Source organism: Actinoplanes sp. CA-131856, assembly GCF_050956135.1.
Lineage (GTDB): Bacteria > Actinomycetota > Actinomycetes > Mycobacteriales > Micromonosporaceae > Actinoplanes.
In genome coordinates, this window is the sequence record NZ_CP191849.1 from 3,248,183 (window position 1) to 3,267,988 (window position 19,806).

Annotated in this window: 18 protein-coding genes; 12 read left to right on the forward strand and 6 right to left on the reverse strand. The window is 69.8% G+C overall.

The genetic code is table 11. The features are described from left to right. Positions 1-3: 3 nt before the first annotated feature. Together ACQP2X_RS15275 and ACQP2X_RS15280 are read right to left on the reverse strand one after the other, a co-directional pair. Positions 4-801 carry a 5'-methylthioadenosine/S-adenosylhomocysteine nucleosidase family protein gene (locus ACQP2X_RS15275; RefSeq protein WP_498697480.1) on the reverse strand — a complete coding sequence of 266 codons (798 nt, stop codon included), beginning with the start codon at positions 799-801 and terminating at the stop codon, positions 4-6. 81 nt (positions 802-882) lie between these two features. Continuing rightward, a complete protein-coding gene (locus ACQP2X_RS15280; RefSeq protein ID WP_498697482.1) occupies positions 883-1,446 on the reverse strand; it encodes a TetR/AcrR family transcriptional regulator in 564 nt (187 codons plus the stop codon). Between the two features lie 91 nt (positions 1,447-1,537). Between ACQP2X_RS15280 and ACQP2X_RS15285 the strand changes: the two genes are divergently transcribed. Then, entirely contained in the window at positions 1,538-1,891 is a 354-nt protein-coding gene (locus ACQP2X_RS15285; protein ID WP_498697485.1) for a DUF4267 domain-containing protein, read from the forward strand. A 40-nt stretch (positions 1,892-1,931) separates the two neighbouring features. Further along, positions 1,932-2,465, forward strand: coding sequence for a GNAT family N-acetyltransferase (locus ACQP2X_RS15290; RefSeq protein ID WP_498697487.1), 534 nt, complete (start codon positions 1,932-1,934; stop codon positions 2,463-2,465). Here the strand turns inward: ACQP2X_RS15290 and ACQP2X_RS15295 are convergent. Both ACQP2X_RS15295 and ACQP2X_RS15300 read right to left on the reverse strand, forming a co-directional pair. After that, positions 2,462-3,454, reverse strand: a complete 993-nt coding sequence (locus ACQP2X_RS15295; protein WP_498700947.1) for a LacI family DNA-binding transcriptional regulator — start codon at positions 3,452-3,454, stop codon at positions 2,462-2,464. The two genes, ACQP2X_RS15290 and ACQP2X_RS15295, sit on opposite strands and share 4 nt — an antisense overlap. A gap of 778 nt (positions 3,455-4,232) precedes the next feature. Beyond that, entirely contained in the window at positions 4,233-5,222 is a 990-nt protein-coding gene (locus ACQP2X_RS15300) for a LacI family DNA-binding transcriptional regulator (RefSeq protein WP_498700949.1), read from the reverse strand. A 447-nt stretch (positions 5,223-5,669) separates the two neighbouring features. Between ACQP2X_RS15300 and ACQP2X_RS15305 the strand changes: the two genes are divergently transcribed. From ACQP2X_RS15305 to araA, 7 genes are read left to right on the forward strand one after another with little or no spacing between them, the layout of a single operon-like run. Beyond that, on the forward strand, positions 5,670-6,629 hold the full coding sequence (locus tag ACQP2X_RS15305) for an ABC transporter substrate-binding protein (RefSeq protein WP_498700951.1): 960 nt from the start codon (positions 5,670-5,672) through the stop codon (positions 6,627-6,629). A gap of 57 nt (positions 6,630-6,686) precedes the next feature. Beyond that, a complete protein-coding gene (locus ACQP2X_RS15310; RefSeq protein ID WP_498697490.1) occupies positions 6,687-8,213 on the forward strand; it encodes a sugar ABC transporter ATP-binding protein in 1,527 nt (508 codons plus the stop codon). After that, positions 8,210-9,244, forward strand: a complete 1,035-nt coding sequence (locus tag ACQP2X_RS15315) for an ABC transporter permease (protein WP_498697492.1) — start codon at positions 8,210-8,212, stop codon at positions 9,242-9,244. Before ACQP2X_RS15310 ends, ACQP2X_RS15315 begins: the two co-directional genes overlap by 4 nt. After that, a complete protein-coding gene (gene yjfF / locus ACQP2X_RS15320) occupies positions 9,241-10,254 on the forward strand; it encodes a galactofuranose ABC transporter, permease protein YjfF (protein WP_498697494.1) in 1,014 nt (337 codons plus the stop codon). The genes ACQP2X_RS15315 and yjfF overlap by 4 nt, the downstream gene beginning before the upstream one ends. After that, complete coding sequence (gene araB, locus ACQP2X_RS15325) at positions 10,254-11,900, forward strand: ribulokinase (RefSeq protein WP_498697496.1); 1,647 nt, start codon at positions 10,254-10,256, stop codon at positions 11,898-11,900. The genes yjfF and araB overlap by 1 nt, the downstream gene beginning before the upstream one ends. Continuing rightward, a complete protein-coding gene (locus ACQP2X_RS15330; RefSeq protein ID WP_498697498.1) occupies positions 11,897-12,553 on the forward strand; it encodes an L-ribulose-5-phosphate 4-epimerase in 657 nt (218 codons plus the stop codon). The genes araB and ACQP2X_RS15330 overlap by 4 nt, the downstream gene beginning before the upstream one ends. 13 nt (positions 12,554-12,566) lie before the next feature. Next, positions 12,567-14,048 carry an L-arabinose isomerase gene (araA, locus tag ACQP2X_RS15335; RefSeq protein ID WP_498697499.1) on the forward strand — a complete coding sequence of 494 codons (1,482 nt, stop codon included), beginning with the start codon at positions 12,567-12,569 and terminating at the stop codon, positions 14,046-14,048. Here araA and ACQP2X_RS15340 read toward each other — a convergent pair. Continuing rightward, positions 13,996-14,850 carry a substrate-binding domain-containing protein gene (locus ACQP2X_RS15340; RefSeq protein ID WP_498697501.1) on the reverse strand — a complete coding sequence of 285 codons (855 nt, stop codon included), beginning with the start codon at positions 14,848-14,850 and terminating at the stop codon, positions 13,996-13,998. The genes araA and ACQP2X_RS15340 overlap by 53 nt on opposite strands. Before the next feature lie 132 nt (positions 14,851-14,982). Here ACQP2X_RS15340 and ACQP2X_RS15345 point away from each other — a divergent pair, with 132 nt between their 5' ends. Further along, positions 14,983-15,687, forward strand: coding sequence for an alpha/beta fold hydrolase (locus ACQP2X_RS15345; RefSeq protein WP_498697503.1), 705 nt, complete (start codon positions 14,983-14,985; stop codon positions 15,685-15,687). Here ACQP2X_RS15345 and ACQP2X_RS15350 read toward each other — a convergent pair. After that, on the reverse strand, positions 15,670-17,439 hold the full coding sequence (locus ACQP2X_RS15350) for a flavin-containing monooxygenase (RefSeq protein ID WP_498697505.1): 1,770 nt from the start codon (positions 17,437-17,439) through the stop codon (positions 15,670-15,672). The two genes, ACQP2X_RS15345 and ACQP2X_RS15350, sit on opposite strands and share 18 nt — an antisense overlap. A 168-nt stretch (positions 17,440-17,607) precedes the next feature. On the opposite strand from ACQP2X_RS15350, the gene ACQP2X_RS15355 reads away from it, so the two are divergent. After that, the gene (locus ACQP2X_RS15355; RefSeq protein WP_498697506.1) at positions 17,608-18,486 is read left to right on the forward strand and encodes an RpnC/YadD family protein; all 879 of its coding nucleotides are present in this window, start codon (positions 17,608-17,610) and stop codon (positions 18,484-18,486) included. Between the two features lie 135 nt (positions 18,487-18,621). Next, positions 18,622-19,791, forward strand: coding sequence for a sigma-54-dependent transcriptional regulator family protein (locus tag ACQP2X_RS15360; protein ID WP_498697508.1), 1,170 nt, complete (start codon positions 18,622-18,624; stop codon positions 19,789-19,791). Positions 19,792-19,806: the final 15 nt, after the last annotated feature.

Genomic DNA, 19,806 nt, shown 5'->3' on the forward strand with positions numbered 1-19,806 from the left:
TCTTCAGCCGGCGCTCGGCCGCCACGGCCGGGCCGGCTTGATCCGCTGATCCGCGGTGGGCTCGAACGTGGCGAGCAGCTCGAACGCGAACGCGGCAGCGTGCTCGGCAGCCACCGGTTGCCGAGCACGGTCGTATTCCGGCGCCTTGTCGGCGGTCAGGTCGGACATGCCGCGGATGACGATGGCGGGCACGTCGCCGTTGGTGTGCGCGGCGAACAGAAATCCCCAGCCCTCCATCTCCACGGCCAGGGTGTCGCCGCAATACGCCTCCAGCAGCGCGTGCGTCTGGGTCTTTCCGCCGGCGATGACCTGCTCACCCGAGGCGATGGGGCCGACGAAAGCCCGCGGGCTGTCGCCCGGCTTCAAGCGCTTGTGCCACTCGTCGGACCGCCGGATGGCGCGGGCCCGTTGCACGAGCGGATAACCGCAGCCGAACGTCTTGATGCGCGGCTGGAACGTCTCGGTCACCTTCGAGGACTCGTACCCGTAGACGTAGTCGGCGGCCACCACGTCCCCGATCGCGACGTCCTTCACACCACCCGCCACCCCGACGAACAACGCGACGGCGGGCCGGAAGGCGTCCAGCGCCCGGCTCGTCTCGATGGCGGCGATGTTGTTGCCGGTACCCGTCTCGGCGAGGACGACATTCCAGACCGCGCCGTCCGCGGCGAAGCGTCCCGTCTCGTACACGGTCCCCGCCGGGTGGACAAGCGTCTCGATGCCGGTGAGAAAGGCCCGCGCCGCCAGGTATTCGACGCCGATGGCGGTGAGGACGACGGCCGTACGCGGATTAGGCCTCACACCGGCTCCTCCGTCCCTGTCCCCTTCTTCGCCCCGGGCGCGATCATCTTTGCCGCGTGACCCATCGGACCATCATGGACCCTACGCTGACAGGCGGCCCAGGAGCAGAGCCAGCCGCCGGTCGTGGAACTCACGCGGCAGGCGGCCGCCGCGGGTCAGGGTGACCAGGCCGTGCAGGGCGCTCCAGAGCACCTCGGCGAGAAGGCCTTCGTCGCCGCCGGCGGCGATCGGGCGTACGACCGCAAGAATTTGATCGAAGCACGCGTGCAGGGCCTCGGGGGCCTCCGGGGTGGCGAACGGCAGGGTGCTGGAGCGGTTGAACATGGCGTCGTAGAGGGCCGGATGCTGCTCGGCGAAGTCGATGTACGCGCCGGAGACGCCGGCCAACGGGTCCTCGGAGTGCTCGCGGGCCGCACGCAGCTGCGCCGCCATCTCGGTGAAGCCCTCGACGGCGACCGCGGCCATGATGGCCTCCTTGCCGGCGAAGTGGCTGTAGAGGACGGGCTGGCTGTATTCCACCCGGGCGGCCAGGCGCCGCGTGGTGACGACCTCCCAGCCCTCGGTCTCGGCCAGGTCGCGGGCCGCCGTGACGATCAGCTGCTCCCGCTCGGCCCGCTCCCGTTGCCGGCGTGTCTGGGATGTCATGCCGCTCATGCTAGCACTGCTAGAACTTCTAACGCTGCTCTGCTAGCGTCGGCAGAAGTTCTAGCAACGCTAGTTCCATTCTGGAGGAAGCATGTTCGCGTACGGCTTGGCCATCGCCCTCGATCTGTTCATCGTCTTCATCGGCGTGCGTTTCCTCCTCCAGCCGGAGGCCGCGGCGGCCGGGTACGGGGTGCCGTCCCCGCGCGGCGCCTATCTGAGTGTCAAAGGCGTGCGTGATCTGACGTACGGCGTCCTGGGTCTGTGTCTGCTGGCGTTCGCCGGTGCCGAGGCGGCGGCGTGGTTCATGCTCGTGGTCGCGATCGCCCCGGTCGGCGACACCGTGATCGTGTTGCGCAACGGGGGCAGCCGGGCCACCGCCTTCGGCGTCCACTTCGCCACGGCGGTGGTGGTGCTGGTCAGCGCGGCGCTGCTGTTCGTCGCGTAAATTCGTCGCGCGGCGGCGCCGGCTGTGTGATCGTCGGCGGGTGCCTCAGCCTGTTCTGCGCACCGAGCGTCTCCTGATGGTCCCGCTGGACGACCGGCATCTCGAGCTCGAGGTGGAGCTCGACGCCGACCCCGAAGTGCTGCGCTATCTGTGGGGGAGGGCCCGGACCCGCGACGAGGTGGTCGTCAGCCACGCCGAGAGGATGGCCCTGGCCCGGGGCGATCTGGGCTACTGGATGGCGTTCCGGCGGTCCGACGACGCCTTCGTCGGGCTCATGATGCTGCCACCGGCCCACGGCGACACCAAGTGCGAACTCGGCTATCGCCTCGTCCGGCGCTTCTGGCGGCAGGGCTTCGCCGCCGAGGCGTCCCGCGCGCTGCTCGGGCATGCCTTCGGCAGCGGGCAGAGCCGGGTGATCGCGCAGACGATGGCCGTGAACGTGGGCTCCCGGGGCGTCATGGAGAAGGTCGGCATGCGGTACGTGCGCACGTTCTTCCCGACGTGGGACGACCCACTGCCCGGATCGGAGCTGGGCGAGGTGGAATACGAGATGACCCGCGCGATGTGGGGTTAGGCGCCGGGCGGAGGGGCGACGCTGTCGCGGGGAACGAGGGCGGGTGCGATGACGCGGCGGCCCGTCGCGGGTGGGGCGCCCGACTCGATCTGGGTCAGGAGCATGTCGATGCCGGCCCGGGCGACAGCGTCGAAATCGGGACGGACGGTGGTCAGCGGGGGAGTGTAGAAGGCGGCCTGGGGCACGTCGTCGAAGCCGACGATGCTGATCTCGGAGGGGACGCGGCGGCCCTGTTCGTTGAGGGCGCGCAGCAGGCCCAGCGCCATGTGGTCGTTGCCGGTGAAGACGGCGGTCACCTCGGGCAGGCGGGCCAGGAGCTTGCCGTTGCGATATCCGGACTCGGCGCTCCAGTCACCGATCAGCAGAGGGGGCGGCTCGACGCCGGCATCACGCAGAGCCTCCTGCCAGCCGCGAACCCGGCCGTTGGCGTCGAACCAGTCCTGCGGACCGGAGATGTGCCAGACGGTGGAGTGGCCGGCGGCCAGCAGATGCTCGGTGGCGGCGCGCCCGCCGGCCACCTGGTCGACGGTCACCCGCGTGCTGGCCCGGTGGGGATCGCCGTCGACGGTGACGAGAGGGACGTCGGCGGGCAGGGCCGCCAGAGCCGACTCGGCACTGGTGACCGGGGCGATCACGACCAGCCCGGCGACGCGCTGGTCCAGATGCCGTTCGACGGCGCGGGCGATGGAGCGTTCATCGAGCGTACGGACATTGCCGACGTTCACCGCGAAGCCGCTGTCCTGGGCGGCCTGCTCGAAGGCGTTCAGCATCGAGGCGGGCCCGAAGAGCGCCGTGTTCGGGGCGACCACACCGATGACACCGGAGGTGCCGGTGACGAGGGCCCGGGCCGTCCGGTCGGGCCGGTAGCCGAGCTCGGCGATGGCGGCGCGCACCTTGAGGCGGGTAGGTTCGCTGACGTTCGGGTGTTCGTGCAGCACCCTCGAAACGGTCTGGTGCGACACCCCGGCCAGCCGGGCGACATCCATCATGCCCGGCGGACGTCCGCGCTTCACGCTCACCAGCACCCCGCATCTCGTCTTTGCGGGAAGGATAGTCCCGCCTGATGCCCGCCCCCGCACGAACACGCGCCAGGGAAACGCAGCACACACCCGGAGGGGCTCCGGTCCATAGCGCCAAAGCCGCGCGGAAGGGGCTGTTGGCGGTCTTCCTTCCGGGGGGCTGTTGGTGGCCGTCCTTCCCGGGGGCTGTTGGCGGTCTTCCTTCCGGGGGCCGTTGGTGACCTTCCTTCTGGGGGTCGTTGGCGGCCGTCCTTCCGGTGGTCGCTGGTGACCTTCCCTCCGAGGGGGCCGTTGGCCACCTCGCCTTCATAGTCCCATCAGATATTTCGGACTTATCGCATATCTGAATGTGTCGGCGGGGTCGCGATGGCTTGAGTGGAGAGCGGTGCGCGGTGAGAGTTCGGAGCGAGGGGCGCGCCTGAGGGCATGAGGTGCGGGCTGAGGTGGTTGGCGATGGACCCGGCGTGGGCCGTGAAGGTGGGTGGTGGCTGGACCAGTGCGCGGGAGCTGAGGTAGGCGTTGGTCGGATTCAGGGACGGGTGGAATCGCGGCGGGTTGAGGCAGGTGGACTCCGGGTGGAGACCGGCGTTCTCCTGTCGAGGTGCGGAAGCCGCGGACGGCAGTCGTGGGACATCGGACGGACTGTCGGGAAGCTGTAGCCGCCGGATGGACGCCGGGCGAAACGGCGCATTCCGCACCGGCGTAGGCGGAGAAAAGCACGGGGCGGCGATGTGCGATGCGGGTGGGCTCAGCGGAGTGGGGGCGGCCCGGTGCTTTCCCGGGGTACCAGGTGAGGAGTCACCAGCACCCGGTCGGTCGCTGAGTTGCCGGACATGTGTTCCAGGAGGAGGGTCAGGGCTCTCCGCCCCAGCTCGCTGAAATCCTGGCGGACCGTTGTCAGTGGGGGCAGGAAGTAGCCGGCGTCGGGCATGTCGTCGAAGCCGACGATGCTGACGTCGTCGGGGACTCGGCGGCCCGTCTCGTGCAAGGCTCGCAGGACGCCCAGGGCTATGCGGTCGTTGGCGCAGAAGATGGCCGTCACCCGGGGGTCGGCGGCCAGTCGGCGGCCGCGGGCGTAACCCGACTCGGCGTCCCACCAACCCGGCTCGGCCGGTGGCACTACGGCGCCGGCCGCGTACAGCGTGCCGCGCCAACCCTCCACTCTCTCCTGGGCCTCCGGCCAGTCGGCCGGGCCGGCCACGTGGTGGACCGTTCGGTGGCCCAGGTCCAGCAGGTGCTGGGTGGCCAGGCGGGCGCCGGCCGCGTTGTCTATTCCTACCGTGGGGGCCGCGTCCGACTCGCCGGCCGTGCCCACCGCCACGCAGCGCAGCGATGGTGGGGCCTGGGCCAGGGCGCTCGTGACGGTCAGCTTCGGCGCGATGGCGATCACGCCGTCCACGGCGTGCTGGGTCAGGCGGTCGACCGCCTCGACCACGTGGCGGCGTTCCAGGTCGCGCACCGAGGCGATGCTGACCATGTAGCCGGCGTCGCGGGCGGCGCTCTCGATGGCGTACAGCATCGACGCCGGGCCGAACAGCGTGGTCTCGAAACCGATGATGCCCAGTGTGTCGGACTGGCGGGTGACCAGTGTGCGGGCGGCCAGGTTGCGGCGGTAGTTCAGGGACTGCATGGCCTCCAGCACGCGCAGCCTGGTCTCCTGCCGCACGTTGGGGTGGTTGTTCAGGACCCGCGACACGGTCTGGTGTGAGACGCCGGCCAGCTTGGCGACGTCACGCATGACCGTGAGCCGGGGACGGCCCCGGTCGCCGTCGGTCGATGGCAAAGAGGGACCTCCGAGGCGGCGGAAAGCGACGAGGCGGGCGGGAAGCGGCGAGGCGGGCGGGGAAGCGACGAGGCGAGCGGCAAGCGACGAAGCGGCGGAAGCGGGCGGCGGGAAGCGACAAAGGGCGTCGGTTTGTGAGCGTGAACATCGCACAAGGTCTGCCCGGATGTCCATAGCGGATCCGTCCTCCACCACCACGGGCAATCGCCTGGTAACAAACCGATGGCGAAACCTTGACGGAGCGTTTGAGAACGGTAACACTGCTGAAACGCGGTGCCCGGATCGGCCGCGGCTCTCTCCTCGATGCTCCGCTCGGTGTTCGCGGTCGCGGTGACGACCATCTCTGAATGCGTGAACGTTAACAATTTGGAGGGCTCTGTGCTCAAGAAGATTTCCGCGGCGATGGTCGGCGGGCTCCTGCTCGCCTCGACCCTGGCCGGTTGTGGCGGCGACGACGGTGGCTCCGGCTCGGGTGGCGGCGGTGACAAGATCACGCTCGGCTTCTCGCAGGTCGGCGCGGAGAGCGGCTGGCGTACCGCGAACACCAAGTCCATTCAGGAGGCGGCCGCCTCCGAGGGCATCGACCTCAAGTTCTCCGACGCCCAGGGCAAGCAGGAGAAGCAGATCGAGGCGATCCGCTCCTTCATCACCCAGCGGGTCGACGTCATCGCCTTCTCGCCCGTCGTCGAGTCGGGCTGGGACCCGGTGCTCAAGGAGGCCAAGGACGCCGGCATCCCGGTGATCCTGACCGACCGCGCCGTCGACTCCAAGGACACGTCGCTCTACAAGACCTTCCTCGGCTCCGACTTCGTCGAGGAGGGCAAGAAGGCCGGCGAGTGGCTGGCCAAGGAGTACGACGGCAAGACCGATCCGGTCAACATCGTCGAGCTTCAGGGTACGCCGGGCGCGGCGCCCGCGATCGACCGCAAGACCGGCTTCGAGGATGTCATCAAGAGCGACCCCAAGTTCAAGATCGTCGCCTCGCAGACCGGCAAGTTCGAGCGCACCAGCGGCAAGCAGACCATGGAGACGTTCCTCCAGTCCGTCAAGGACATCGACGTGCTCTACGCGCACAACGACGACATGGGCCTGGGTGCCATCGAGGCGATCGAGGCGGCCGGCAAGAAGCCCGGCCAGGACATCAAGATCATCACCGTCGACGCGGTCAAGGACGGCATGACGGCCCTCTCCGAGAACAAGATCAACTTCATCGTCGAGTGCAGCCCGCTGCTCGGCCCACAGCTGATGGAGCTGGTCAAGAAGGTCAAGAACAAGGAAGAGGTCCCGGCCCGGATCCTCACCGAGGAGACCACCTTCACCCCGGAGCAGGCCAAGGCCGCTCTTCCCGACCGCAAGTACTGACGATCAGGGGCGCCCCGGCCGCCACCGGGGCGCCCCGCAACAAACGGAGTGGGATGAATGGGTGAGCCACCCGCGGTCCTCGAGATGACCGGAATCCAGAAGATATTTCCCGGCGTCGTCGCGCTCGACGGCGTCGATTTCCGGCTGTTGCCCGGCGAGATCCACGCCCTCATGGGTGAGAACGGCGCCGGCAAGTCGACTTTGATCAAGGTGCTCACCGGCGTGTACGGGATCGACGGCGGCGACATCAAGTTGAGCGGGAAGGACGTGCTGTTCACCGGCCCGCTCCAGGCGCAGGACGCCGGCATCAGCACCGTCTATCAGGAGGTCAACCTCTGCGCCAACCTCTCGGTGGCGGAGAACATCTTCATCGGGCGCCAGCCGCGCCGCTTCGGCCGCATCCAGTGGTCGGAGATGCGCAAGCGCTCGGCCGACCTGCTGAAGCGCCTCGACCTCGACCTCGACGTCTCGGCCCCGCTGAACACGTACTCCCTGGCCGTGCAGCAGATGGTGGCGATCGCCCGCGCCGTGGACATCGATGCCAAGGTGTTGATCCTCGACGAGCCGACCTCCAGCCTGGACGCCTCCGAGGTGGCCCAGCTCTTCGCGATCATGCGGCGGCTGCGCGACTCCGGAGTGGCCATCCTGTTCGTCTCGCATTTCCTCGACCAGATCTACGAGGTCGCCGACCGGATCACGGTGCTGCGCAACGGCGCCCTCATCGGCGAGTACCGCACGGCCGAGCTGCCCCAGGTCGAGCTGGTCCGCAAGATGATCGGCAAGGAGCTGGCCACGCTGGAGCAGCTGGAGAGCCGCCCGCGCGAGTCGGCCGAGCAGATCGAGCGCGGCGAGCCCGTCCTGCGCGCCGAGGAGCTGGGCCGCGACGGCGCCATCGCTCCGTTCAACCTGACCATCCACGCGGGTGAGGTGGTCGGTCTGGCCGGGTTGCTGGGTTCCGGTCGTACGGAGTTGGCGCGTCTCCTGTTCGGCGCCGACAAGGCCGACAGCGGCAAGTTGGAGCTCGACGGTAAGCCGGTCGCCATGAAGTCGCCCCGGACCGCCATGTCCCGGGGCATCGCCTTCTCGTCGGAGAACCGGCGCACCGAGGGCGTGATCGGCGAGCTCACCGTCCGCGAGAACATCATCCTGGCCCTGCAGGCGGCCCGCGGCTGGACCCGCCCGATCGCCAAGCGCCGCCAGGACGAGCTGGTCGGCAAATACATCAAGGCCCTGCAGATCAGACCGGACAACCCCGAGATTCCCGTGCGCAATCTGAGCGGCGGCAATCAGCAGAAGGTGCTCCTGGCCCGCTGGCTGATCACCGAGCCCAAGCTGCTGATCATCGACGAGCCGACCCGCGGCATCGACGTCGGGGCCAAGGCCGAGATCCAGCGCCTGGTGGCCGAGCTGTCCTCCGGGGGCATGGCCGTGCTGTTCGTCAGCGCCGAGCTCGAAGAGGTGCTCCGGCTCAGCCACAAGATCGAGGTGCTGCGGGACCGGCGCCTGGTCGAGGAGCTCGACAACACCGGCGACATCGACGCCGACCGCATCATGCGGACCATCGCCAGCGGAGCAACCTCATGACGTTCAAGAACGCCCTCAAGAGCCGGCTCATGTGGCCGGTCGCCATGCTCGTGGTGCTGCTGCTCTGCGCGCTCATCTTCTCCGACGGCTTCTTCGACATCCGCATCCAGGACGGCCACCTGTTCGGGACCCCGGTGAACATCCTGCGGGCCAGCGCGCCCCTGGTGCTGGTGGCCATCGGCATGACGCTGGTCATCTCGACCGGCGGCATCGACCTGTCGGTGGGGTCGGTGATGGCCGTCTCCGGCGCCATGGCCTGCCTGATCATCGGCGACCTGTCCAACCAGAACAGCGTGGGCGGCGTCGCGGTCGCGGTGGTCGCGGCGATCGCCCTGTCGCTGGTGCTCGGCCTGTGGAACGGCTTCCTGGTGGCGGTGCTGGGCATCCAGCCGATCATCGCGACGCTGATCCTCATGGTGGCCGGTCGCGGCCTGGCCCAGCTGATCACGTCGGGGCAGATCATCAACGTGCAGTCGAGCCCGTACAAGGTGATCGGCGCCGGATATGTGCTCGGGTTGCCGGTGTCGGTGCTCATCGCGGCGGTCGTCCTCGTGATCACGGTGCTGCTCACCCGGCGTACGGCCCTGGGACTGCTCCTCGAATCTGTCGGCGGAAGCCCGGTGGCCAGCCGGCTCGCGGGCATCCAGGCCCGGCGGTTCACCGTGATGGTGTACGTCGTCTCGGCCGCCTGCGCCGGCATCGCCGGACTGATCTACAGCTCGAACGTCTCCAGCGCCGACGGCAACAACGCCGGCAACCTGATCGAGCTCGACGCCATCCTGGCCGTGGTCATCGGCGGCACCGCGCTCACCGGCGGCCGGTTCTCGCTGGCCGGCACCACACTGGGCGCGCTGCTGATCGCCACCCTCGACACCACCGCCCAGTCGGTGGGCATCCCGCCCGAGGCCACCCTGGTCTTCAAGGCCGTGGTGGTCGTGGTGCTCTGCCTCGCCCAGTCGGCGACCTTCCGGGCCATGTTGTTCCGCCGGTCCACCCCGAGACCGGCCGCACGGGCGGAGGTCCCGGCATGATCGACGTCAGCACGACCCCGGCCACCAACAAGAGCGGCCCGGCCAGCCGGCGGCGGACGTACCGGCCGAACGCGCAGTACATCCCGGTCCTGGCGACGCTGTCGCTGCTGATCGTCATGTACACCGTGGGCGCGGTGAACTACGAGAACTTCACCCACCCCTCGGTGATCCTCAACTTGTTCACCAACAACGCCTTCCTGCTGGTCGTCGCGGTCGGCATGACCTTCGTGATCCTGACCGGCGGCATCGACCTGTCGGTGGGCGCGGTGATCGCGATGACCTCGACCGTCGCCGCCACGCTGTTGCAGGCGGGCTGGCCGGCCGGTGTCGTCATCCCGGTCGTGCTGCTGGTCGGCGGCGTGCTCGGGCTCGGCATGGGCGCGGTCATCCACTTCTTCAAGGTGGAGCCGTTCATCGCCACGCTGGCCGGCATGTTCCTGGCCCGGGGCATCGCCCTGCTGATCAACCAGAACTCGATCCCGATCACGAACGAGTTCTGGACCAGCATCGCCGAGACGCGCATCGTCTTCGAGCCCGGCGTCTACATCTCCGGCATGGCCCTGGTGGCGCTGGCCGTGGTGGCCGTGGCCGCGGTCGTGCTGGCCTGGAGCCGGTTCGGCCGCAACGTCTACGCGATCGGCGGCAACGCCGACTCGGCGCTGCTCATGGGTCTTCCGGTCGGCCGTACACGGATCGGCGTCTACACGCTCAGCGGGTTCTGCGCCGCCCTGGGCGGCCTGATCTACAGCATCACGACGACGTCGGGCTACGCCGGACACGGCACCGGCACCGAGCTCGACGCGATCGCGGCCGTGGTCATCGGCGGCGTGCTGCTCACCGGCGGTTCCGGCTACGTGCTCGGCACGGTGCTGGGCGTCCTGGTCCTCGGCATGATCAACACGATCGTGAACTTCGCGAGCCTCAACTCGTGGTGGGCCCGGATGGCGATCGGCGTGCTGCTGTTCGCCTTCATCGTCCTCCAGCGCCTCGTCACCAGAAAGGCGAAGTGATGTCCAGCTACACCATCGGGGTCGACTTCGGGACGCTGTCGGGCCGTGCCGTGGTGGTGCGGGTCGAGGACGGGGCCGAGGTCGGCGCGGCCGTCCACGAATACGCGCACGGGGTCATCGAGCGCACGTTGCCGTCCACGGGGCAGCAGCTGCGCCCGGACTGGGCCCTTCAAGACCCCCATGACTACATCGACGTTCTTCGTACGGCTGTGCCCGCCGCCGTTTCCGCCGCCAAGATCGATCCGGCCGACGTGATCGGCATCGCGACCGACTTCACCGCCTGCACGGTGCTGCCCACACTGGCCGACGGAACGCCGCTGAGTGATCTGCTCCCGGAGCGCCCCCACGCGTACACCAAGCTCTGGAAACATCATGCGGCGCAGCCGCAGGCCGACCGCATCACCGACCTGGCCCACGAGCGGGGTGAGCCCTGGATCGCCCGCTACGGGGGCCGGATCTCCTCGGAGTGGCAGTTCGCCAAGGCCTTGCAGGTGCTCGAAGAGGACCCGGAGGTCTACGCGCGGACCGAGCGCTGGATCGAGGCGGCCGACTGGATCATCTGGCAGCTGTGCGGACGCGAGACCCGCAACGCCTGCACGGCCGGCTACAAGGGGATCTTCCAGGACGGCCAGTACCCCGACAAGGCGTACCTGGAGGCGCTCAACCCGGCCTTCGCCGACTTCGCCGAGACCCGGCTGGCCCATCCGCTGTCCGCGCTCGGCGAGCGCGCCGGCGGCCTGACCGAGCAGGCCGCGGCCTGGACCGGGCTGCCGGCCGGCATCGCGGTCGCCGTCGGCAACGTCGACGCGCACGTCACCTCGCCGGCCGCGCAGGCCATCAGGCCCGGGCAGATGCTGGCCGTGATGGGCACCTCGACCTGCCACATCATGAACGGCGAGACGATCGCGCCGGTGCCCGGCATCTGCGGCGTGGTCGACGGCGGCATCCTGGCCGGCCTCTACGGCTACGAGGCCGGGCAGAGCGGCGTCGGCGACATCTTCGGCTGGTTCGTCGAGCAGGGTGTGCCGCCCGAGGTGCACGAGCAGGCCCGCGCGGCCGGCCTCGGCGTGCACGACTACCTGTCGCAGCAGGCGGCCGAGCAGCCGGCCGGAGGGCACGGGCTGATCGCGCTCGACTGGCACAACGGCAACCGCTCGGTGCTGGTCGACCACCACCTGTCCGGGGTGATCGTGGGGCAGACCCTGGCCACCCGGCCGTTCGAGATCTACAAGGCGCTGATCGAGGCCACCGCCTTCGGCACCCGCAAGATCGTCGAGTCCTTCGAGGAGGCCGGGGTGCCGGTCACCGAGTTCGTGGCCGCGGGCGGGCTCAAGCGCAACACCCTGGTCATGCGGATCTACGCCGACGTGCTGCGCCGGCCGATCAGCGTGGCCACCTCCGACCAGGCGCCCGCGCTCGGGTCGGCCATCCACGCGGCGGTGGCGGCCGGGGCGTACCCCGACGTGGCGACCGCTTCGGCCACGATGGGCCGTGTCGAGAAGGCGGTCTTTTCCCCTGACCCGGCGGCCGCCGACGTCTACGACCGGCTCTACGCCGAATACTCGGTCCTGCATGATTACTTCGGCCGGGGCGAGAACAAGGTGCTGCATCGCCTGCGTGATCTGCGGAACGAGGCGCTCGGATGAGCGTCCTCGACTCCGTACGAGCCGAAGTCTGTGAATTGCACTCGCATCTCACGCGCTGGAACCTCGTCACCTGGACCGCCGGCAACGTCTCGGCCCGGGTCCCGGGAGAGGACCTGCTGGTCATCAAACCCTCCGGGGTGTCGTACGAGGAGCTGACCCCGGCCGCCATGGTCGTCTGCGACCTCGACGGCAAGCTGGTCGAAGGCGAGCACAGCCCGTCCAGCGACACCGAGTCGCACGCCTACGTCTACCGGCACATGCCCGAGGTCAACGGCGTCGTGCACACCCACAGCCCGTACGCCACGGCGTGGGCCGCCCGCGGCGAGCCGATCCCGTGCTCGCTGACCGCGATGGCCGACGAGTTCGGCGGCGACATCCCGATCGGGCCGTTCGCGCTGATCGGCAGCGACGACATCGGCCGCGGCATCGTCGAGACGCTGCGCGGCAGCCGTTCGCCGGCCGTGCTCATGCGCCAGCACGGCCCGTTCACCATCGGCGCCAGCGCCAAGGCGGCGGTCAAGGCCGCTGTCATGTGCGAGGACGTCGCCCGCACCATGCTCCTGGCTCGGCAGCTCGGAGCGATCGATCGACTGCCCGGCGACGCCGTGGACAGCCTGTACGACCGCTACCAGAACGTCTACGGCCAGCGCTGATTTGGAGAACACTATGAGTGAGCACGAGGTCTGGTTCCTCACCGGAAGCCAGGGACTCTACGGACCGGAGACCCTTGATCAGGTCGCCGCGCAGTCGCAGGAGATCGCGTCGGTGCTCGGCGCCGCGCTGGACGTCCGGCTCGTCTGGAAGCCGGTGCTGACCAGCGCCGGCGACATCCTCACGGCGGCCCGGCAGGCCAACGACGACGACCGCGTCATCGGCGTGATCGCCTGGATGCACACGTTCTCGCCGGCCAAGATGTGGATCGCCGGCCTGGACGCGCTGCGCACCCCGCTGCTGCACCTGCACACCCAGGCCAACGTGGCGCTGCCCTGGTCCGAGATCGACATGGACTTCATGAATCTCAACCAGGCCGCGCACGGCGACCGCGAGTTCGGCTATATCGAGGCCCGTCTCGGCGTGGCCCGCAAGACCGTGGCCGGGCACGTCAGCAACCCGCGGGTGATCGACCGCATCACGGCGTGGGTGCGCGCGGCGCGCGGGCACGCGGCGATCCGTACGCTCAAGCTGGCCCGCTTCGGCGACAACATGCGGGACGTCGCGGTGACCGAGGGCGACAAGGTCGAGGCGCAGTTGCGCTTCGGGGTGTCCGTGAACACGTACGGCGTCAATGATCTGGTGAAGGTCGTCGACGACGCCTTGGACACCGAGGTCGACAAGCTGGTCGGCGAGTACGACGAGCTGTACGAGGTCGCGCCCGAGCTGCGTGACGGCGGCGAACGGCACGAGTCGCTGCGGTACGCGGCCCGCATCGAGCTCGGCCTGCGCCAGTTCCTCGACGCCGGCGGCTTCGGCGCGTTCACCACGAACTTCGAGGACCTCGGCGGCCTGCGCCAGCTGCCCGGCCTGGCCGTGCAGCGGCTGATGGCCGACGGCTACGGCTTCGGCGGCGAGGGCGACTGGAAGACCTCGGTCCTGCTGCACACGATCAAGGCGATGGCGCCGGGCGGCACGTCCTTCATGGAGGATTACACGTACGACCTGACGCCCGGCCAGGAGCGGATCCTCGGCGCCCACATGCTCGAGGTCTGCCCGTCGATCGCGGCGGCCCGGCCCCGGCTCGAGATCCACCCGCTCGGCATCGGAGGGCGCGAGGACCCCGTGCGCATGGTCTTCGACGCCGCCCCGGGCCCGGCCGTCGTCGTCGGCATGTCGGACATGGGGGAGCGGTTCCGGCTGACCGCCAACGTCATCGAGGTCGTGCCGCCGACCGAGGCCCTGCCCAAGCTGCCGGTGGCCCGCGCGGTGTGGAAGCCGGCGCCCGACCTGTCCACGTCGGCCGAGGCCTGGCTGACCGCGGGCGGGCCGCACCACACGGTGCTGTCGTCGGCGATCGGCGTCGAGGAGCTGACCGACCTGGCCGAGATGCTCTCCTGCGAGCTGTTGGTGATCGACCCGGACACCACGATCCGGGAGTTCGTCAAAGAGGTCCGCTGGAACCAGGCGTACTACCGGCTGGCCCGCGGCTTCTGACCGACACCCGGTGCCGCACCGTGCCGCGCGGCACCAGGGTCGGCCGCAGCTGCACGGACTCGGGACGGCGTGCGCCCCGCAGCAGGCGCACGCTCTCCCGGCCCACCTCGGCGAACTCCTGCCGCACGGTGGTCAGCCCCGGATGGGTGTACCCGGCCTCGGGCACGTCGTCGAAGCCGACCACGCTGACGTCGTCGGGCACGGCCCGCCCGTGCTCGGCCAGGGCCCGGATGAGCCCGATGGCGATGTCGTCGTTGGCCGCGAAGACGGCGGTGACCCGCGGGTCGGCGGCCAGCGCCTGCCCGCACCGATAACCCGACTCGGCCGACCAGGCGGCCCGCACCACGGGCGGCGCCTCGACGCCGGCGGCGGCCAGGGCGGCCCGCCAGCCGGCCTCCCGGGCCCGGCTGCCGTGCCACTGCTCGGGACCGGCCACGTGCCAGACGGTGCGGTGCCCGTGCGCGAGCAGATGGCGGGTGGCCAGCAGCCCACCCGCGTATTGATCGACGGCCACGTTGGCCGTGCGCCACTGGGGCAGGCCGTCGACGGTCACGACGGGCAGCCCGGCCGGCACGGCGGCGAGCAGGTCGGCCGCCGCGGCCACCGGAGCGACGACGATCAGCCCGGCCACGTCCTGGTCGACCAGGCGGCGGACCACCTCGTGGGCCTCGGCGCCGTAGTCCGCGACGTGCCCGACCGCCACCGCCAGGCCGGCGTCGAAGGCGGCGTCGCCGATCGCGTGCACCATGCTGGCCGGTCCGTACAACATGGAGTTCTGCGCCACCACGCCGATGACCGTCATCCGGGCTCCCTCGCAACGGGCCTGTTAACGCCAACATGTCGGGCTCATCGCGGCGAGTCAATCTCTTGTTACGTGCTTGTTACGTGGTTTATTTCCGTCCACGGTCAGGGGAACGTCTGGTAAACAACGGGGATGTCTTTCGCGTGGTCGACGGTCGGCACCGTCTCCGTCAACGGTGTCCGCCTGGGCTATCGCGCGGCCGGTGACCCCGGCGGCGTGCCGGCGCTGCTCGTGCACGGCACCGGCAGCAGCGCGAGCACGTGGGACCGTTTCGCGGCCCGGCTGGTCCCGCTCGGCTACCGGGCGGTGGCGGTCGACCTGCGCGGGCACGCGACCAGTGACCGCACCGCCTCCTACCTCTTGGAGAGCCTGCGCGACGATCTCCTGGGCTGTCTTTCTCACTTCTTCGGCGCCCCGGCCGTCGTGGTCGGCCACTCCGTCGGCGCGTACGCCGCCCTCGCCGCGGCTCTGCACTCCCCGGGCACCATCTCCCACCTGGTCCTCGAGGACATCGCGGCCCCGCCGCGCCGGTGCGGCCTGCCCCGGCGGCTGAGCTCCTTCATGGCCGGCCGCCCGGTGCCCGCGATCCTGCTCCAGGTGGCCCGCGCCGACCCGGGGTGGTGGAGCCGGCTCCCGCTCGTGACCCAGCCGTCCCTGGTCGTCTCCGGCGGCCCGTCGAGCTGCATCCCACCCCGGCGGCTGGCCGCCGTGACCGCCGCGCTGCCGGACGCCCGGCTGGCGACGATCCCGGTCGGCCACCGCGTGCACAGCCTGGCCCCGGACGCCTTCTTCGCTTCAGTGGCAGACTTCCTGCCTTTGTCAGCTCCGGTGGTGTGACTCGGCCAGGCGGTAGACCGGCGTGGGCAGGTTCTCGTAGCGGGCCTTGAGCTGCAACGCCAGGTAGAGCGAGTAGTGCCGCGACTGATGCAGGTTGCCGCCGTGGAACCACAGGTTCTCCTGCCGGGTGGGTTTCCACATGTTGCGTTGTTCGCCCTCCCACGGGCCCGGGTCCTTCGGGGTGTCCGAGCCCAGGCCCCACACCTTGCCGACCCGGTCGGCCGTCTCGGTGTCGACCAGGTCGGCCACCCAGCCGTTCATCGAGCCGTAGCCGGTGGCGTAGACGACCAGGTCGGCCGGCAGCTCGGTGCCGTCGTCGAGCACCACCGCGTCCTCGGTGAGCTGCACGACCTGTCCCTGTGCCAGCTTGACCCGACCGTCGGCGACCAGGTCGGCCGCGCCCACGTCGATGTAGTAGCCGGAACCCCGTCGCAGGTACTTCATGAACAGGCCGGAGCCGTCGGCGCCCCAGTCGTGCCGGAAGCCGGCCTTCTCCAGCCGCGCGTAGAAGTCGGCGTCCCGCTCGGCCATCCGCTCGTACAGCGGGATCTGGAACTCGTGCATGATCCGGTACGGGATCGACGCGAAGATCATGTCCGCCTTGTCGGTGGTGACGCCGGCCGCGACGGCCCGCTCCGAATAGAGGTCGCCCAGCCCGATGTCCATGAGCGAGGCCGACTTCACGATGTGGGTGGACGACCGCTGCACCATGGTCACGTCGGCGTCGTGCTCCCAGAGCGCCCCGCAGATGTCGAACGCCGAGTTGTTCGACCCGATCACCACGACCCGCTTGCCGCGGTAGGCCTCGGGACCGGGGTGCTCGCTGGAGTGCTGCTGGTCGCCCCGGAAGACGTCCTGCCCCGCGATCACGGGCTTGTTGGGCTTGCCGGACATGCCGGTCGCGAAGACGACGTGGGCCGGGGTGAGCTCGACCGACTCGCCGTCCCGGTCGACGACGACGATCCATCGGCTGCCCTCGTACTTCGCCGAGCGGACCGTCGAGGACGACCAGTACGGCACCTCCATGACCCGCGTGTACATCTCCAGCCAGTCGCCGATCTTGTCCTTGGGCGAGAAGACCGGCCAGTTGGAGGGGAACGGCAGATAGGGGAGGTGGTCGTACCAGACCGGATCGTGAAGGCAGAGGCTCTTGTACCGTCCGCGCCACTGGTCACCGGGCCGCGCGTGCTTGTCGACGACCAGCGCCGGGACGCCCAGCTGCCGCAGCCGCGCCCCGAGAGCGATCCCGCCCTGCCCGCCCCCGATCACCACGACGTACGGATCCGCCTGGTCCTGGTTTTCGACGTACGCCCGTCCTTTGCTCAGCGTGTGCTCCGCGCCGAGTGGCCGCCGCTCCCCTTGACGCTCCTCGAAGCCCTTGAGCTCCCGCAGCGTGGTCAGAAGCGTCCAGGCCCCTTCCGGCTTGAGCCGCAGATGACCGGTGCCCCGCCCGGTCGCCGTCTCGAACCGGATCCAGGCCTCGACCACGCCGTCCGCCTCGACCGGCTCCTCGGCCAGCGCGAACCCGCTCGGGCCGGCCTGGTCGAGGGTCGCGGCGAGCATGTCCGCAACCCCGTCCCGCCCTTCAACGGTCGTGATGTTCCAGGTGAAGGCGACAAGGTCACGCCAGAAGGACTCGGGCGCGAAGAGAGCAGCGGCAGCTTGTGCGTCGCGGGCCTTCAGCGCGGCTTCGAAGGACCCCAGCCAGTCTTCGGCGCGCTGCTTGGGGGAGATGCCGAGTGTCTGCGTCATGCCCCCACGAAACCGGCCTGCCCACTGTCCGCAACAGAGTTGCAACGCATTGCATCGCATGCCATAGGCGTTGAGCAACATGCTTCTTGACTAGTTGTCACACAGTGCGGGAAGCTGTCCTCCGCGTCGATCGCAGGCGCGGAATGGGGGAAAGTCATGACTGAAACTGTGCTCTCTGACGTCGCGGCGCCGCGGGCGGCGCCGCCCCGTGACTTCGACGGGTTGTACAAGGCGTTGTTCGAGGCCCATCCCCGCGAGTCGTTGCAGCTGTTGTGCGGCGTGCAGCTCGACGGCGCGACGGTCGTCCTGGAAGAGCCGACCGAGTTGCCGCGGCAGCGGGGCCTTCATTGCGACCGGGTGTACCGGATCGATCACGACGATGAGACGCCGACCGACGTCTACCACGTCGAGGTCCAGGTCAAGCGCACCGAGAACTTCGGGGAGCGGATGGTGGCCTACTGGGCGGGCCTGGCGCGTAGGTACAGCCGGTCGAATCACCGGATCCGTCAGGTCGTGCTGTGGCCGCTGGGTGGGGGCCATCCGGGCCGGTTCGTCCGCGATCAGGCCCGGCTCGACTACCAGTCGGTCGATGTTCCGAACGATCTGGACCCGGAGACGCTGTTGGCCACCCCGTTGGCGCCGTTGGCGTTGTGGTCACCGGACGCGCCGGACGACGTGGTGGAGCAGGTGGCCGATCGGATCGCCGCGACCGGCGAGCTCGAGGAGAAGTTGGTCCTGGTCGAGCTGGGTATGCTCGTGGGAGGTTCCCTGGCGGCCCAGGTTCTTGAAGCATTGCGGAGGAGAGGCATGAACGACGTTCTGGAGCAGTCGGAGTCCGGCCGCGAGATCGCCCGCCGAAACCGCGAGCGGGGCCTGGAGCAAGGCCTGGAGCAAGGCCACGCCGATGCGATGCGGGCACTCCTGCGAGCGACGTATGGCGATTTCGCCGATCTGGACGACCTTGCCCGTCGACTGGCCGACCTCGATTACGAGGGGAACATTGCTCGCATCGTCGCTGGCGCGACCCTGGCGGAGCTGCGTTCCTGAAGCCGCACCGTCGCCTTCGGGGCGAGCCCGGAGTCAGCGCGAGCGCCTGCCGGGAACTCGGCTGGGCGTTCGCGCCTGGACCTCGTCCGGGCGGCCGTGGGAGCCTCGGAGAGGGGTGACCCGCGAGGAGGTGGCGTGGGCGACTACAGCGCGGTGCGGCCGGGGACTGATCTGTCGCGGTATGCCCGTGATCTGCTGCTAGTGCATGACGCTGTGCTGGCCGGGGGCCGGCCGCCGCATCGGCCGCGGGCGCTGGTCGAGCGGTCCTGGTCTCGGGTGCTGGGGCTTGGGCTCGATCCCAGCCGGGCCAACGCCCGCGATCCGCTGGGGGCGGGGGAGGTCGAGCAGCGGCGGCGGGCGTCGGGGCTCGCTCCGGTTATTGATGATCTGCTGCGGATGGCTGAGGATGCCGCCTTTCTGCTCGTCGTCACCGGGGCCGACGGCACGATCCTCTGGCGGGCGGGGCCGGTCGCGTTGCGGCGGCGGGCCGATCGGCTCGGGTTCGGGGAAGGGGCGCTCTGGACCGAGGCCGCCGTCGGCACCAATGCGATCGGGACCGCGCTGGTCGAAGGTGCTCCTGTGCAGCTCTTCTCGGCCGAGCACTTCGAGCAGGCTCAGCACGCCTGGTACTGCTCGGCGCATCCGGTGCACGATCCGCGAACCGGGGACCTGCTCGGCATCGTCGACGTCAGTGGGCCGGCGCTCACCCTGCATCCGGCGATCCGGGTGCTGGTCGAGACGGGAGTGCGGCTGGCCGAGGCGCGGCTGTGGCGGCATCACGCGGACCGGCTCGAACGGCTGCGGCGCTCGGCCGCGCACGTGGCCGGGACTGCCCGGGGGCCTCTGCTGATCGTCGATGACCACGGCTGGGTGGCCCACGCCAGTGGGGTGTCCGCGCGAGAACGCGTCGGCGCTCCTTCGGCGTGCGCGCCTCTGGCCGTACCGGGAATGGGCCTTTGCCTGGCCGAACGCCTGCCCGAAGGCTGGCTGATCCGGCCCGCCGGGCCGCACGCGGCGATCACCGCGACGCTCGACCTGAGCCTGCCGCTTCTGGAGGTACGAGGTGACGCCGAACCCTGGCGCACCCCGCTGACCCGCCGCCACGCCGACATCCTGGCCCTGCTGCACGGCTGCGGGCCGGCCGGTCTGACCGCCGCCCAGCTGAGCCATTTCCTGTACGGCGACGCCGACCACGTCGTCACCGTCCGGGCCGAGATCAGCCGCCTCCGCCGCGCGGTCGGCGCCCTGGTCGCCACCAATCCGTACCGCCTGGCGGCGGGCGTGACGCTTGAGGTCCGCCGCTGAGTCGCGTTCTAGGCG